General features: G+C 73.7%; 12 protein-coding genes. 8 read left to right on the top strand and 4 right to left on the bottom strand.

The annotated features are described in order from the left end of the window. Positions 1-139: 139 nt before the first annotated feature. On the bottom strand, positions 140-1090 hold the full coding sequence (locus OTB19_RS38410) for a LysR family transcriptional regulator (protein WP_267803434.1): 951 nt from the start codon (positions 1088-1090) through the stop codon (positions 140-142). A gap of 136 nt (positions 1091-1226) precedes the next feature. On the opposite strand from OTB19_RS38410, the gene OTB19_RS38405 reads away from it, so the two are divergent. Continuing rightward, positions 1227-2651 (top strand): MFS transporter, encoded by a 1425-nt coding sequence (locus tag OTB19_RS38405; protein WP_267803433.1) that lies wholly within the window; start codon positions 1227-1229, stop codon positions 2649-2651. A gap of 49 nt (positions 2652-2700) precedes the next feature. Beyond that, on the top strand, positions 2701-4842 hold the full coding sequence (locus OTB19_RS38400; RefSeq protein ID WP_267803432.1) for a SpoIIE family protein phosphatase: 2142 nt from the start codon (positions 2701-2703) through the stop codon (positions 4840-4842). Between the two features lie 102 nt (positions 4843-4944). Here OTB19_RS38400 and OTB19_RS38395 read toward each other — a convergent pair whose 3' ends face one another. Continuing rightward, on the bottom strand, positions 4945-5337 hold the full coding sequence (locus OTB19_RS38395; protein WP_266953483.1) for a VOC family protein: 393 nt from the start codon (positions 5335-5337) through the stop codon (positions 4945-4947). A 329-nt stretch (positions 5338-5666) separates the two neighbouring features. On the opposite strand from OTB19_RS38395, the gene OTB19_RS38390 reads away from it, so the two are divergent. The 3 genes from OTB19_RS38390 to OTB19_RS38380 all read left to right on the top strand — a co-directional run bounded on the left by OTB19_RS38390 (position 5667) and on the right by OTB19_RS38380 (position 8830). Beyond that, entirely contained in the window at positions 5667-7088 is a 1422-nt protein-coding gene (locus tag OTB19_RS38390) for an APC family permease (RefSeq protein WP_267803431.1), read from the top strand. Between the two features lie 313 nt (positions 7089-7401). Then, positions 7402-7956 carry a rhodanese-like domain-containing protein gene (locus OTB19_RS38385; RefSeq protein ID WP_267803430.1) on the top strand — a complete coding sequence of 185 codons (555 nt, stop codon included), beginning with the start codon at positions 7402-7404 and terminating at the stop codon, positions 7954-7956. Positions 7957-8557: 601 nt separating this feature from the next. After that, positions 8558-8830, top strand: a complete 273-nt coding sequence (locus OTB19_RS38380) for a hypothetical protein (protein WP_267803429.1) — start codon at positions 8558-8560, stop codon at positions 8828-8830. Between the two features lie 125 nt (positions 8831-8955). On the opposite strand, the gene OTB19_RS38375 is transcribed toward OTB19_RS38380, so the two are convergent. Together OTB19_RS38375 and OTB19_RS38370 are read right to left on the bottom strand one after the other, a co-directional pair. Next, positions 8956-10749, bottom strand: coding sequence for a glycoside hydrolase family 15 protein (locus tag OTB19_RS38375; protein WP_267803428.1), 1794 nt, complete (start codon positions 10747-10749; stop codon positions 8956-8958). 138 nt (positions 10750-10887) lie between these two features. Continuing rightward, positions 10888-11439: a DoxX family protein gene (locus OTB19_RS38370; protein ID WP_267803427.1), complete on the bottom strand. Its 552-nt coding sequence runs from the start codon at positions 11437-11439 to the stop codon at positions 10888-10890. Positions 11440-11545: 106 nt separating this feature from the next. Between OTB19_RS38370 and OTB19_RS38365 the strand changes: the two genes are divergently transcribed. The 3 genes from OTB19_RS38365 (at position 11546) to OTB19_RS38355 (ending at position 14776) form a co-directional block, all read left to right on the top strand. Next, complete coding sequence (locus tag OTB19_RS38365) at positions 11546-12010, top strand: MarR family winged helix-turn-helix transcriptional regulator (RefSeq protein ID WP_267803426.1); 465 nt, start codon at positions 11546-11548, stop codon at positions 12008-12010. A gap of 81 nt (positions 12011-12091) precedes the next feature. Further along, positions 12092-12394, top strand: a complete 303-nt coding sequence (locus OTB19_RS38360; RefSeq protein ID WP_267803425.1) for a YkvA family protein — start codon at positions 12092-12094, stop codon at positions 12392-12394. Between the two features lie 267 nt (positions 12395-12661). Then, positions 12662-14776 carry a protein kinase domain-containing protein gene (locus tag OTB19_RS38355; RefSeq protein WP_267803424.1) on the top strand — a complete coding sequence of 705 codons (2115 nt, stop codon included), beginning with the start codon at positions 12662-12664 and terminating at the stop codon, positions 14774-14776. Positions 14777-14953: the final 177 nt, after the last annotated feature.

Below are 14953 nucleotides of genomic sequence, written 5' to 3'. Positions count from 1 at the left end.
GCGTCAACACGCGAACCAAGAGGATCATGAGACAGATGCACGGCCGAGCCGGGTTCCCCCTGCTCCGCCACCGCATCCTCCTCCAGTGATCACTACGCACCGCTACCACCGATTACGGGACAGAGCCCCGGTGGGTCCGTCAGTGCGCCGGGCCCGGGTCGACCGCGGCCGTCCGGAGGCGGGCCTCCTGCGAGGTGATCAGGTCGCGGGCGCGGTCGCGCAGCCAGGTGTGCGCCGGGTCGGCGTCGTGGCGGGCGTGCCAGGCCATGCCGAACGGCAGCGTCGGCAGCTCCAGCGGCACCGGGAAGGTCTCCAGGCCCATCCCATGGGCCAGTGGCGCGCCTTGCGTGGTGATCAGTCCGACCAGATCGGTGTCGCGGAGCACGAAGAGGGAGGCGGGGTAGGTGCCCATGCTGCCCCGTACCCGCCGGGTGAGGCCCTGTTCGGCGAGGGCGGCGTCCACGGGCCCCTGGAGCCGGCCCCGGCGCGAGACGATCAGGTGCTCGGCGGCGGCGAAGCGGCGTGCGGTCATCCGGCCGCGGAGCAGGGGGTGGCCCGCGCGGACGACCGCCACCATCCGCTCGTCGGCGAGGTGTTCGACGCGCACCTCGGGGGCGCGGCTGTCGATGACGGTGAGCTCCAGGTCGGCGACGCCCTCCCGCAGCGCCGGCACGTCGACGTGGCTCTCGGAGAGGAACCGCAGCCGTACTCCCGGCGCCTCGCTCGTCACCCGGGAGAAGAGGGCGGCGCCCGACACGGCCGTGAAGGCGTCGTTCGCGAGGATGGTGAAGGTGCGGGTCAGGGTCGCCGGGTCGACCTGGCCGCCGGAGAGGAAGAGCGCGCGGGCCCGTTCGACGACGGCCCGCACCTCGCCGTGGACGGCGAGGGCGTGCGGGGTGGGCACCATGGTGCGTCCGGCGCGGACCAGGACCGGATCGCCGAGGGCCTTGCGGATGCGGCCGAGGGTGCCGCTCATGGCGGGCTCGGACAGGTGAAGACGGGCGGCCGCGCGGGACACGCTCGACTCCTCCAGGAGGACGTCCAGGGCCACGAGCAGGTTGAGGTCCATCCCGGATTGCGTCACACGCATTGATCCCTTGCAGAAGTTGCACTGGAAAGCAGGTCACGCCAAGCCTACGGTGAGCGGGGCGGACGATCCGCCCCCTCAGGGCGGCCGGACCGCCCGAGCAGCACCCACCCCACACCGACCGACTCCAGGAGGAGCCGTGCTCCGGCATGCCCAGAAACCGTCCCGGGCCACAGCCGCCCCCGCCCTCACCCGCCCCGCCCTGCTCGTCCTGTGCGCCTGTGTGCTCGTCGCCCAGGGCATGGTCGCCGCCGTGAACCTGCTGATCCCGCAGCTCGCCGCCTCCCCCCTGAGACCCACCCCCGACCAACTGCTGTGGGCGGTGGACGCGTACGTCGTCGTCTTCGCGGCGCTGCTGATCCCGGCGGGGGCCCTCGGTGACCGCCACGGCCGCAAGGGGGCCCTGCTCGCCGGGCTCGGCCTGTTCGCCGCGGGCGGGGCGCTGAGCGCGCTCGCGGGGGATCCCGCCGTACTGATCGCCGGGCGCGGTCTGTGCGGGGCCGGCGCGGCGCTGATCATGCCGGCCACCATGTCCGTCCTGGTGCACCTGAGCCCGCCCGAGCGGCGCGGCCGGGCCCTGGCCACCTGGACGCTGTCCGCGGGCCTCGGGGGCCTGGCGGGCAACGTCGGCGGTGGTCTCGCGGGCGAGTTCCTGACCTGGCGGGCCCTGTTCTGGGCCGTGGTCCCGCTCGCCGCGCTGCTCGCGCTCGCGGTGGCCCGTACGGTCCCCCGCACGCCCTCCCGTCCGGACGCCTCCGTCGACCCCGTCGGTGCGCTGCTGCTGGCCGGGGCCCTGTTCGGGGTGGTCTACGGGATCATCGAGGGGCCCGGGCACGGCTGGGCGTCGGCGCGGGTCCTGTCCGCCTTCGGCGCGGGGGCGGTGCTGCTGGCGGCGTTCACCCGGCACGCGTTGCGCGGCGCGCACCCGCTGCTGGACCCGCGGATCTTCGCCTCGCGGAAGCTGCGGGCCGGGACGCTGGGGATCGGGGCGGCGTTCTTCGGGCTGTTCGCGCTGTTCTTCGTCAACGCCCAGTACCTCCAGTACGCGAAGGGCTTCTCCCCCGCGCTCACCGGCCTGGCGATCGTCCCGCTGACCGTGGGCATGGCGCTGGTCCCCCGGCTGGGGGCGCGGCTCCAAGAGCGCACGGGGCCCCGACTGCCGGTCGGCGTCGGGTTGGGCCTGATCGGGGCGGGGCTGCTGCTGGTGTCCACCGCCGACGCGGACACTCCGTACGCGGTGTACGCCCTCCACCTGCTGGTGTTGTCGGTCGGTACGGGGCTGTGCGCGCCCTCGCTGACCCTGACGGTGGTCGCGGAGCTGCCCGCGCACCAGGCCGGGCTGGGGTCCGGGCTGAACACGGCGGCCCGGGAGATCGGCGCGGCCCTGGGCGTGGCGGTGGTGGGCACGGTATTGGCCTCCCGCTTCCACGGCGATCCGCGGGACCCCGCGCAAGTGGTCGCCTTCACCGAGGCCATGGGTGTCGCGCTGCGCACCGTGGCGGTGGTCCTGCTGGTCGCGGCGGTCGCGGTGGTGGCCGGGTACCGGGAGCGGGCGCGCGGATGACCGCGCCGACGGGTGTGCGGGGGCGCCGGCTCGGGCGCATGCTGGCTGTGTGACGGCCAGACCGGACAGTGGCGCTCCCGCCACCGACGCCACGGCCCGGGTGCTCGCGCGGGCGGCCGTGGAGGCCATGGAGGCCGTCGGCGGGTACGCGGGTGGCGTCTACCTGCGCTCCGGCACGGAGGGGCTGCTGCGCATGGCCGCGCTGTGCGGGCTGCCCGGGCAGTTGTTCCGGCCGTGGTGGCGGATGCACATGAACCGGCCGTACCCGGTCGCGGAGGCCTACCGGTCCGGGCAGGCCGTCCACCTCTCCGACGCCGAGTCGGCGATGCGGCGCTTCCCCCAGCTGATGGCCGGGCTGCCGTACCCCTTCGCCTCGCTGTACGAGCCGGTGACCGCCGGCGGCGGCGAGCGGTTCGGGGTGCTGCTGGTACTGCGCCCCGCGACCCCCGGCGTGCCGGTCGACGCCGCCGATCGCAGGCGGCTGCGGCACACCGCGGACCGGCTCGCGACAAAGCTGGCCGCGCTCGCGGCGACCGGGGCACGGGTGCTGTGGGAGGACGACCCGGTGTCCGTGCCGGCGCCCTCGGCGACCGGCGACGACGCCCGGGAGGCCCTGGACCGGCTCACCCAGGCGGTGCTCTCGACGGACCGGCAGGGCCGGATCGTCTCCCTCAACCCGGCGGCCCGCACGATGCTCGGCATCGACGACGGCTCCCGCGGGAAGGTGCTGTGGGAGGCCCTCCCCTGGCTCGGGCACCCGGCGTACGAGGACCACTTCCGTGCCGTGTTCCTGGCCTCGGACCCCGTGTACTTCCCGGCGCGACGCGGTCCCCATCCGTCCGGTGAGTGGCTCGCGGTCGGGCTCCATCCCGGGCCCGGCGGGGTGACCGTGACGATCGGCGCCGCGAAACCGCCCGCCTACGCGCCCGGGTCCGTGCAGTACCCCGGCGCCGGCCTGGCCGGCTCTCCGGCCGACCGGGCGTCCGCGCTGTACCGGCCGGTCGCCCTGGCGATCGCGCTGACCGAGGCGATGACGGCCCGCCAGGTCTCGGCGGTGGTCACCGAGGAGTTGCTGCCGGCCTTCGGCGGGCGCCAGTTGGCGATCTACCTGCTCGACGAACGGCATCTGCACCTGGCCTGGGAGACCGGCTTCCCCCAGGGTTTCCTCGACCGGTTCGACGGGGTCGGGCTGGACGTGCGGCTGCCCGGCGTGGAGACGCTGACCACGGGTCGGCCGATGTTCTTCGAGTCCATGCAGCACCTGGCCGCCGCGTACCCGGGGATCCCGCTGGACGCCGACGTGGGGGCCCGCGCCTTCCTCCCCCTGATCGCCTCCGGCCGGCCGGTGGGCTCCTGCATCCTCGGTTTCGACGTGCCGCGCGGCTTCAGCCCCGAGGAGCGCACGGTGCTCACGGCGCTGGCCGGCCTGATCGCCCAGGCCCTGGAGCGGGCCCGACGCTACGACAGCGAGACCACGTTGGCCCGCGGGCTCCAGGCGGCGCTGCTGCCCCACCGGCTGCCGGTGCGCGACCACGTGGTGACGGTCGGCCGGTACCTGCCCGGCACCGCGGGGATGGACGTGGGCGGCGACTGGTACGACGTCGTCGAGACGGGCCCGGACATGCTGGCCCTGGTCATCGGCGACGTTCAGGGGCACGGGGTGGCGGCCGCCGCGACCATGGGCCAACTGCGCAGCGCGGTACGGGCCTTCGCCCTGAGCGGCAACGACCCCGAACAGGTGATGCGGGGCACCAACCGGCTGCTGATCGACCTCGACCCGGGCCAGTTCGCCAGTTGCTGTTACGTGTTGATCGACCTGGTCTCGGGCCGGGCCCGCGCCGTCCGGGCGGGCCACCCGCAGCCGCTGCTGCGCGAACCCGACGGCCACACCACCGTGTTGGACCTGCCGGGCGGGGTGGTGCTCGGCATCGACGCGGACGCCGGTTACCCGGTGACGGAACTGCGGCTCGCGGCGGGCTCGGTGCTCGCCCTGTACACCGACGGGCTGGTGGAGAAACCCGGCGTCGACATCGACGTGGGCGTGGAGCGGCTGCGGCTCGCGCTGGCCGCCGCCCGGCCGTCCCCGCTGACGGACATGGCCGACCGCCTGGTCAACGAGGTCGGGAACACCGACGACCGGCCCGACGACATCGCCCTGCTGCTGGCGTCCCGCACGGAGCCGCCCCGCTAGGCCCTGTCGGCAAAATCTCGCCTGGCCCGCGGCGCCCTACCGGCGCCACTTTGACGACAGGACCCAGGCCGTCTCCTTCGGATCTTGTCTGTCAGTGCCGGCTCAGGTGCGCAGAGGACCGGTCGCCGCGAGGGTGAAGGAGTGTCCGGCCGGGTCGCTGAAGAGCCGGGCGTCGCGCGGGCCGTCCTCCACGTCCACGTCCAGGGGCCGGGCTCCGAGCGAGACCGCTTCCCGCTCGGCCTCGTCCAGGTCCTCGGCGGCGACCTGGATCCGCAGGTGTGCCTGTTGGGAGTCCTCGGGGCGCGGCCAGCTCGGCGGCGCGTGACCGAGGTCCCTGCGGATGGCCAGGTGCACGCCGGGGCCGCCGACGACCTCGACCATGTCCAGGCCCACCCCGGCCCGCACTTCGGCGCCGAGGAGATCGGCGTAGAAGTGCGCCAGGCCTTCCGGCTCGGCGCAGTCCAATACGAGAACGCTCGTCTTCTTGACCGTCATGGGCCGCGCTTACCCCCAGTAGCCGCCCGTACGCGGGGCTCGGGCTCGTTCTCGTCCCGGATCGGCAAAGCGGAGGAAAAGTCGAGACGATCACCCTGCGGTTCCCGCACCACTCGTTCGCTCAACGTTTACGCGGCCCTAACACTCATCCGGGGTCCGGGACGGCGCCGCGACGATGGAATCCGCAGGTGAACAGCTCTTGACCTGCGGATCTCGCGGGGATTGCATGACGGCCCGGGAGCCACCGAACCACCTTGCTCACCACCGCCTCGGAGGCGATACCGCTCCCGCGCTCACTCACCGCATCTGCCGATCGGAACACCGCACCGATGTCTGACACGATCAGCGCACCCCAGGCCCTCGCCCCCGCCACCGGGCCCGTTCCCCAGAAGCTCAAGCGTTCCATCGGCGTCGTCGGCGGAACCCTGCTCACCCTCTCGTGCGTGACGCCCGCCTCGACGCTCTTCGTCGTCGTGCCCGACCTGTTCGCCGATCTCGGCACCTGGGCCGCCCTGACCATCGCCATCGGCTCGCTGCTCTGCGTCGGCGTGGCGTTCTGCTACTCGGAACTGGGCACCCTCATCCCCAGCGCCGGCGGCGAGTACGCGATGGTGTCCACCCTGGCGGGCCGCCTCGCCGGGTGGCTCGTGTTCGTGCTGTCCCTGCTCGTGGTGATGATCGTGCCGCCCGTGATCGCGATGGGCACGGCCGACTACCTCGCACCGGTGATCGACGTGCCGGCGCCGGTCGCGGGCGCCGGCGTGATGCTGCTCGCCACCCTCGCCGGACTGCTCGACCTGCGGGCCAACGCCTGGATCACCGGCATCTTCCTGGTCCTCGAAGTGATCGCCGCCGCGCTGGTGGCCGTACTCGGCTTCGCCCACAGCGAGCGCGGCGCCGACGTGCTGGTGCACGGCGCCGTCGCCACCGACAACGGGGGCACCTCCCCCGTCACCGCGATGATGGTGGTCTCGGGGCTGGCCATCGCGCTGTTCATCACACAGGGCTTCTCCACGGCCGTCTACCTCTCGGAGGAGTTGGAGAACCCGCGCCGCAACGTCCCGCGGACCGTGCTCGCCACCCTCGCCATCTCCACCGCCGTCATCCTGATCCCGGTCATCGCCATCACCATGGGCGCCCCCGACCTGGCCGTCCTGACCTCCGGGGACATCGGCTCGATGGTCACCGCCTGGTCCAACTCGGCCGTCGGCACCTTCGTGAGCCTGTGCGTCGCCCTCGCGATCGTCAACGCGGGCATCGTGATGGTCATCCAGAACTCCCGGGTGCTCTTCGCCTCCGCCCGTGACAAGGCCTGGCCCGAGCCGGTCAACAACGCGCTGTCGCGCCTCGGCCGCTTCGGCTCCCCCTGGGTGGCCACGCTGCTGGTCGGCGTTCCGGGCGCGGCCATGTGCTTCGTCAACCTCGACACCCTGTACGGGGTCACCGGCGTCTCGGTCACCGGCATGTACCTGCTGGTCGCGGTCGCCGCGCTGTACAGCCGGCGCGGGGCCCACGGGTCGTCGGCGGCCTGGCGGATGCCGCTGTGGCCGGCCGTGCCGGTGGTGCTGATCGCCGTGTTCGCGTACATCCTGACCCAGCAGGAGACCCAGTACCTGCTGTGGACGGGCGGCATCACCGCCGTCGCCACCCTGTACTGGGCGCTGTACCTGCGCCCGCGCCAGGACAGCCGCTGGCTGGTCAGCATTCCGGATGACGGCGAGGAGGCCGCCGCCGAGGAGGCCGCCGCCTGAGGGCGACGCCACCGCCGTCCCGCACCCTCCCCCCTCACGACAGCCGACCCGGCGCCCGCCGGGTCGGCTTCGTCGTACCCACGTTGCGGGCGTGTTGCGGGCGCCGTCGAGCGCCGGCGCGAACGCGTCCGGGGTGTCTATGCTCCGCGGCATGGCCGTCACGCCGCGCGTTCCGCCGCGCCCCTGTTGTCGTCGCTGACGCCTGCCCCCACGCCCACCCCCGCCGCGCCGTCGCGCGCGCCCGGCACCCCCTCCGGTACCTCCGCGCCGATTCCGTTTCCCGCGCCGTTCCCTTCCGAGGAGCACGTCCGCCATGAGCACTCCCCTGACCCTCGCCGTCACCGTCGACCAGGTCCACGCCCGCCCCGAGGAGTTCACCGTCGTCGACGTGCGCACGCCGGGCGAATACGCCTCCGGTCACCTGCCGGGCGCGACCAACATCCCGTTCGACCGGATCACGGACTCCCTGCCCGAGCTGCGGAAGGCCGCCGAACTCGCCGAGGGCTCCGGCGGGGCGCTGCTGCTGGTCTGCGCCTCCGGAGCCCGGTCGCGGAACGCGGCCCGCACCCTGGCCGGTCACGACGTCACCGCCGCCGGCCTGACCGGCGGGACCGGCGCCTGGTCCGCCGCCGGGTACGCCCTGGAGTACCCCACCGAGGGCCGTCGGGCCGTGTGGGCCATGGAACGGCAGGTGCGGATCACCGCCGGCACGCTCGTCCTGCTGGGGCTGGCCCTGGGCACCTTCGCGCACCCGGCGTTCCTGCTCCTGAGCACCGCGGTGGCGGGTGGGCTGGTGTTCTCCGCGCTGACCGACACCTGCGCGATGGCGTCGGTGCTGGGAAGGCTGCCGTTCAATCGGCGCCGGTGACCCGGCCGGGCCCCTCGCCCGCCTCCCCGCCACCCCACCACCGTCCCATTTCCCGGAACGCCCGCGTCCACGATGCGGACCACCCTCCCGGGCGGTCGAACCCCGACAGGATGCGGCCATGGCCCCCCTTCTCGTCTCGCGTCGTCACGTGGATCTGCTGCGCGTGTCGACCATGCTCTGTCGGGCCGACTCCTCCCGTACGCGCGGCTGTTGATCCGCCGCTCCTGACACCGTACGGATGACCGCGCGCCGCCCGGCGCGCCGCGATCCGCGTTCCCGTCCGCCCTCGCGCGGCCCCGGCGCGCGCCGCTCTCGCACCCACCCGGGCGTTCTCCCCCCCTTCCCGCTCGCCCCTGACTCCCTTCTGCCCGTGTACACGTGCCACCGCCGGGCGGTGGCACGTGCCGCGCTGCCCCGACGAGGTTTCACCGTGCCCGAAAACCCCCTTCTGCTCCACTGGTTCCTGCCCACCGGCGGGGACGGCCGCGACCCCGGCGGGTGACCTCCGTCCAGGGCCGCACCGGGGCGGCCACCCGCCGACCGGCCGACGTCCCCTACCTGGCGCAGGTGGCCCGAGCCGCCGAGCAGGCCGTTCGCCGCGTTGGACGCGCTGACCCGGGAGCGGCTCCAGGAGGAGGTGCGGACGCCGGCGGCCCGCCTCGGCACGACGGTGCTGTTCGTGACCCACTCGGCGGAGGAGGCCGTCCTGTTGGGCTCCCGCGTCCTGGTGATGGCGGCGGGTCCGGGCAGGGTGGTGGCGGAACTCCCGGTCCCGCTCGACCGCGCACCCACCACCGACGTCGCCGCGCTGCGCTCCTCGGCGGAGTTCGCCCACCTGCGCGGCCGGCTCACGGAGGCCATGCGTCGCCCGTGACCGGCCCCGGCGGCCGGCCGGGCGGAGCCTCGCACCTCACCGGCCGTCCCCGCCGCGCACCTCACCGCCCGTCCCCGCCGCGCCCACCGGTCCGTGACACGCGTCGTACCGACCGCCCTTCCCGGTCAGTCCGACGCGGGGTCGCGGCTCAGCGTGAGCGCGGTGTTCACCAGGCCGACGTGGCTGAACGCCTGCGGGAAGTTGCCCAGTTGGCGGCCGGCGACGGGGTCGTACTCCTCCGCGAGCAGACCCACGTCGTTGCGCACGGACAGCAGCATCTCGAAGAGTTGCCGCGCCTCCTTGCCCCGGCCGGTCATGTGCAGGGCGTCGGCCAGCCAGAACGAGCAGGCCAGGAAGGCCCCTTCGTCGCCGGGCAGACCGTCCACGGAGGGGCCCTCGGTGCTGTAGCGGCGGACCAGGCCGCTGCGACCGAGTTCCTCCCGGACGGCGTCGACGGTACCGATCACGCGCGGGTCATCGGGGGGCAGGAACCCCACGCGGGGGATCAGCAGGGTCGCGGCGTCCAGCTCGCGCGACCCGTAGTACTGGGTGAAGGTGTTGCGCTCCGGGTCGAAGGCCTTCTCGCACACGTCGGCGTGCACGTCGTCCCTTATGGCCCGCCAGCGCTCCAGGTCGCCCGACATCGACGGATCCGCCTCCAGCGTCCGCACCGCCCGGTCGGCGGCCACCCAGGCCATCACCTTGGAGTGCGTGAAGTGTCGGCGCGGACCGCGCACTTCCCAGAGGCCCTCGTCCGGGCGGCGCCAGTTGCGCTCCAGGAAGTCGAGCAGCGCGAGTTGGATCTGCCAGGCGTGCGCCTCCTTGGCCAGCCCGGTGGACCGGGCCAGGTACAGGGAGTCGATGACCTCGCCGTACACGTCGAGCTGGAGCTGGTCGACGGCCGCGTTGCCGACGCGGACGGGGGCGGACTCGGCGTACCCGCGCAGCCACGGAAGGTCGAACTCCGGGATCCGCCGCTCGCCCGCGATCCCGTACATGATCTGCAGGTCGGCGGGGTCGCCGGCGACGGCCCGCAGCAGCCACCTGCGCCACTCGCGGGCCTCTTCCTTGAACCCGGTCGCGATGAGTGAGCCGAGGGTGAGGGTGGAGTCGCGCAGCCAGCAGTAGCGGTAGTCCCAGTTGCGGACCCCGCCGAGTTCCTCGGGCAGTGAGGTGGTGGCGGCCGCGACGATCCCTCCCGTGGGGGCGTACGTGAGGGCCTTGAGGGTGATCAGCGAGCGGATCACGGCCTCTTTGTGGGGGCCGTCGTAGGTGCACTGGGAGGCCCACTGCGCCCAGTCGACGAGCGCGTGTTCCAGCGCCTGGTACGGGTCGACCTGCTCGGGGCGCGGCTCGTGGGAGGGGTGCCAGGTCAGCACGAAGGCGACCTTCTCCCCGGCGGAGACGGTGAACTCCGAAAGGGTGGTGTTCTGCTCGCCCCAGGTCCGAACGGGCGGTTCGCTGCGGAACCAGACGGAGTCGGGACCGGCGACGGCGACCCGGTCCCCCGCGGAGCGTCGCACCCACGGGACGACGTGCCCGTAGTCGAAGCGCAGCCGCAGGGTGCTGCGCACGGTGACCTCACCGGACAGGCATTCGACGATCCGCATCACGTCCGGCGCGGTGTCGCGCTGCGGCATGAAGTCGACGACCTTGATCGTGCCGTCCTCGGTCTCCCAGAGGGACTCCAGGACCAGCGAACCGTCGATGTAGGCCCGGCGCGTGCACCGCTGCCCGTCGGCGGCGCCCTCCGGGGCGATGCGCCAGTGGCCGTTGTCCTTCTCGCCGAGGAGGGCGGCGAAGCAAGCGGCCGAGTCGAAGCGCGGCAGGCACAGCCAGTCGATGGACCCGTCTCGGCCGACCAGCCCACTGGTCATCAGGTCGCCGATGAGTGCGTAGTCTTCGATGGGTTGTGTCATTTGTGCGCTCTTCCCCCGAATACCCGGGGCCAATCAGACCGGCCCCGGGACACCCTCTTGCGCGCGGGTTTCCGGTGGCTTTCACCCCGCGCCGGGCGGGATCCTCGACACGACCCGGGCCGCCTCCCGCGGGTCTCGCTAGCCGCGCACCAGCAGCAACACGCCGCCGAGCACCACGCCGAGGGCGAGGGCGAGCGCGCCGTGGACCGCGCGGTTCTCGCGCAGTACGGGGAGGAAGCGGTCGGCCGCGTACCGGCCGGGGCCGGTCAGCGCGAGGGCGGCGGCGCCGATGGTCAGGAGCAGTTCGTACTCGATGCCTTCCGGGGCGAAGAACGAGCCGACGCCGTGGACGGCGATCGCGTTGATCATGGTGCCGACGAGGGCGGCGCCGGCGAGCGGGGTGAGCAGGCCGACGGCGAGGCCGAGGCCTGCGAGGGTCTCGGTGAGTCCGGCCAGGACGGCCATGGCGTCGCCCGCCGGGTAGCCGCTCGCGGTGAAGAACTCGCCGGTGCCGCCGATGCCGCCCCCGCCGAACCAGCCGAACAGTTTCTGGCTGCCGTGCGCGGCCATGGTGAGGCCGAGGACGACGCGCAGGAGCAGCAGGCCGGCGTCGAGGCCGGAGGCGGTGGAGTGGGGGGCGGCCGGTGCGGCGGCCGGAGCCTTCGTCGTGGTGGCGGAGGCGCTGGTCATTGAGATTCCTTCCGGTCGAGTCGGTCCGAGTCGGTAGTTCAAATTCGAACCGGCGGTCCCGACCCTAACCATTGATTCAAATTCGAACAACCCGTACCCTGTGACCATGGCTGAAACGAGATGGCTGGACGACCGCGAGATGCGGGCCTGGGACGGCTTCCTGGCCGCCTCCGCCCTGGTGAACCGGCGCCTCGACCAGCAGCTCAAGGACGACTCCGGGCTTTCCCACCCCCAGTACGAGATCCTCGTTCGCCTGGCGGCGGCCCCGGATCGCGAGCTGCGCATGACCGAGCTGGCCAACGGACTGATCAACTCCAAGAGCGGGCTGACCTACCAGGTCACCCAGATGGAGAAAGCCGGGCTGGTCCGCCGCCGCAGCTGCCCCTCCGACGTGCGCGGGGTCTTCGCCGTCCTCACCGACGCGGGCAGCGCCCGGTTGGACGCGGCGGCGCCGGGCCACGTGGCCGCCGTCCGGGAGGCACTCATCGACGTGCTCACGCCCGACCAGCTCGACGCCCTCGCCGCCGGTCTCGGCGAGGTCACCCGTCGGCTGCGGGAACAAGGCGCCTGAGGCGCGGCCGCCCGAGGAGCAGCGCGCCCGGGAACGGGCCGCCGACCGAGAGTTCCCGCCCGCACGGGGTAGAGGAGTGGCATGGACGGAAAAGTCTGGCTCACCATCGCCGTGATCGTCGCCGTCGGGCTGGCGGCCCTGGCCGCCGTGCTGCTCGTGCGGGTGTTCAAGGCGCGGAGGCTGCTGGTCGACGCGGGGATCCCGCTGCGGGACAAGGCCCTGTTCTGGGTGGCCGTCGCCTACACGATCTCGCCCGTGGACCTGATCCCGGACCCCGTGTACCTCGACGACATCGGGGTCCTCCTGCTGGCCCTGCGCTCCCTGCAGGCGGCGGCGACCGCGGCCCGCGGCGCCGGCAAGACGCCGGACCGCGCCCTGCCCTGAGCCGACCGCCACCCCACCGCCCCGCCCCCTGAAGGCACCGCCGTCGCTCCGTCCCCGGCACCGCGTCGCGCCCCTCCCGCCGACTACCGCCGCGTCCCTCGACGCCCGCCCGCGCCGCACAGCCGCACCACACACCCGCCGCCCCTGCCGCCCCCGGGACCACTCGCGTACCGCCCAATGAAACGATGGCCCCACCCAGGCACGCCGGCCCGAACGCCGCGCGCCCCGGGGCCGAGAGTCGGGCCCGGCAGGACAGGAAGCGGCCCCATGAAACCTCTCGGCCCCGGTGACCCGATCCGACTCGGCCCCTACCGCGTCATCGGCGTCCTCGGCGAAGGCGGCATGGGCAAGGTCTACTTCGGCCGCGACCACACCGGCGCCACCGCCGCAGTGAAGGTGCTGCTGCCCGAACTGGCGCACGACCAGAACCTCGTGCAGCGCTTCCTGCGCGAGGCCCACACCGCGCGGGCGGTCACCGGCGCCGGAGTCGCCCGGGTCCTGGGCGCCGAGAGCGAGGGCAACCGCCCCTGGATCGCGACCGAGTTCCTCTCCGGCCCCACCCTCGACGAGGCGGTACGCGCGTACGGCCCGTTCGACGCCTCCGGGGTGCGCGCGCTGGCCGCCTCGCTGGCCGACACCCTGCGCGACATCCACGCGGCGGGGCTGGTCCACCGCGACCTGAAGCCGGCCAACATCGTGCTGACCGCGACCGGGCCGCGGGTCATCGACTTCGGCATCGCCCGCCCCGAGCACGGCCTGACGCTCACCACCACCGGCCAGGTGCCCGTCACCCCCGGGTACGGCGCCCCCGAGCAGGTCCTGGGGCAGCGCGTGGGCCCGGCGGCGGACGTCTTCTCGCTGGGCGCGGTCCTCGTGTACGCGGCCACCGGGCAACGCGCCTTCGACGGGACGCACGTGGCCGCCGTGCAGTACGAGGTGGTCCACGGGGAAGCCCGCCTGTCCACCGTGCCCGACGAACTGCGCGCGCTGATCGCCCCCTGCCTCGCCAAGGATCCGGGGCCGCGCCCCACGCCCGAGCGGATCGCCGGGGCCTTCGCACCCCCGCGCGGGGCGGACCGGGCCTGGCGCAAGGGGCCGCTCGCCGACGACATCGCCCGCCGGCGGGCGGAGGCGGAGCGCCAGGCCGCGCCGGAGGGGGCCACGGTCACCGACGGGCCCTCGCGGCGCCGGTTCCTGCGCACCTCCATCGGCGCGGGCGGGTTGCTGGCCGTGTCGGGCGGCGCCGCCGGGGTCTGGTGGTCGACGCGCGAGGAGACCCCGAAGGGTCCGCCCCGGAACGGAATCGCCCACCGGGCGGCCCTGTTGGACCGTCCCGCCAAGGTGCCGGGCCGTGCGCCGAAACCCCTGTGGGGCCCTCTGCCGGTGGCGGCGGAACAGGCGGACGGCGCACCCACCACACCCCTGTCCCTGGTCGACGTGGTGATGTTCGCGGGCAGGGACGGCGGTCTGGTCGCCCATCTCGCCAGAACCGGAGAGGAGAAGTGGCGGCTGCCCGACATCGCTCCGGGGGCCGGTCTCCTGGCGATGACGGAGCGTCTGTTCCTCGCGGCGGACGCGGGCGGCGCACTGCGCGTCCACAACGCCTCGACCGGCGCGTCGGAGTGGTCGCTCCCCGCGGCCGAGGTGACCCGCCTCCTCGCGTTCGACGGCGAGGCCGTGTACGTGGTGACCCAGGACAACCGACTGCGGGCGATCGACACCGGGCTGCGCACCGTCCGCTGGACCGTTCCGCTGCCGACCCTCGCCCTGCTCGGGTCCGGCCCCAAGGCCGCGGCCGCCCGCAACAAGCTCGTGCTGTCCGGTGCCAACGGGAACGCGTGGGCCTTCGAGTGCTTCCAGGGCGCCGTCATCTGGGAGGCCAAGGGCCGGGCGGGTTCCGCCGTCGAACCGCTCATCGTCACCCACAAGCGCCCGGAGACCATCACGGAGTCCGTCTTCCTGGGCGGGCCGACCCTGACGGTCCGCGACCTCGTCGGCGGCCGGGGCACCTGGTCCGACGCCGCGGCCGCGGCCCCCGTGGACGGCGCCGGCGGCTGGGGACCACCGGTGAGCGACGGCGACGCCGTGATCGGCGTGAAGGACGACACCCTGGTCAGGCTCGACTCCGAAAGGATGCTGGTCCTGGGGTACGGCTCAGTCGGACCCGGTCCGCTGCCGCACGTGCGCCCCGTGATCCAGGGCCGGACCGTGTGGGTGGTCCTGGCGGAGGGGAAGGGCGTCGCCGCGCACTCGACCGCCGACGGCACCCGCTTCTGGAGCTGGTCCACCAACTCGCGCGGACCCTGGGCGATGTCAGGCGCCGAGAACCGCGTCTTCCTCGTCAACGACGGGAAGATCACGGCCATGCCCTCCGTCGGATGACCCCGGGGCCCCGACGGCCCGCCCCACCCGATTCCCCCGCTCCCCCGCCCACCGCTTAGTGGTCTGCGTCGTAAATCCTTCGGGGGTTGACGTCGGGCTTGGCGTGCGCTTGCCCGTGTCAGGTGTCGAGACCGGTGAGGTGGAGGTGGCAGGCGGTGTCGAGTGCGTCCTCGGGGG

Origin of the sequence: Streptomyces sp. H27-H5 (genome assembly GCF_026627505.1) — a bacterium.
Lineage (GTDB): Bacteria > Actinomycetota > Actinomycetes > Streptomycetales > Streptomycetaceae > Streptomyces.
This window is presented reverse-complemented; position numbering and strand designations above follow the sequence as displayed.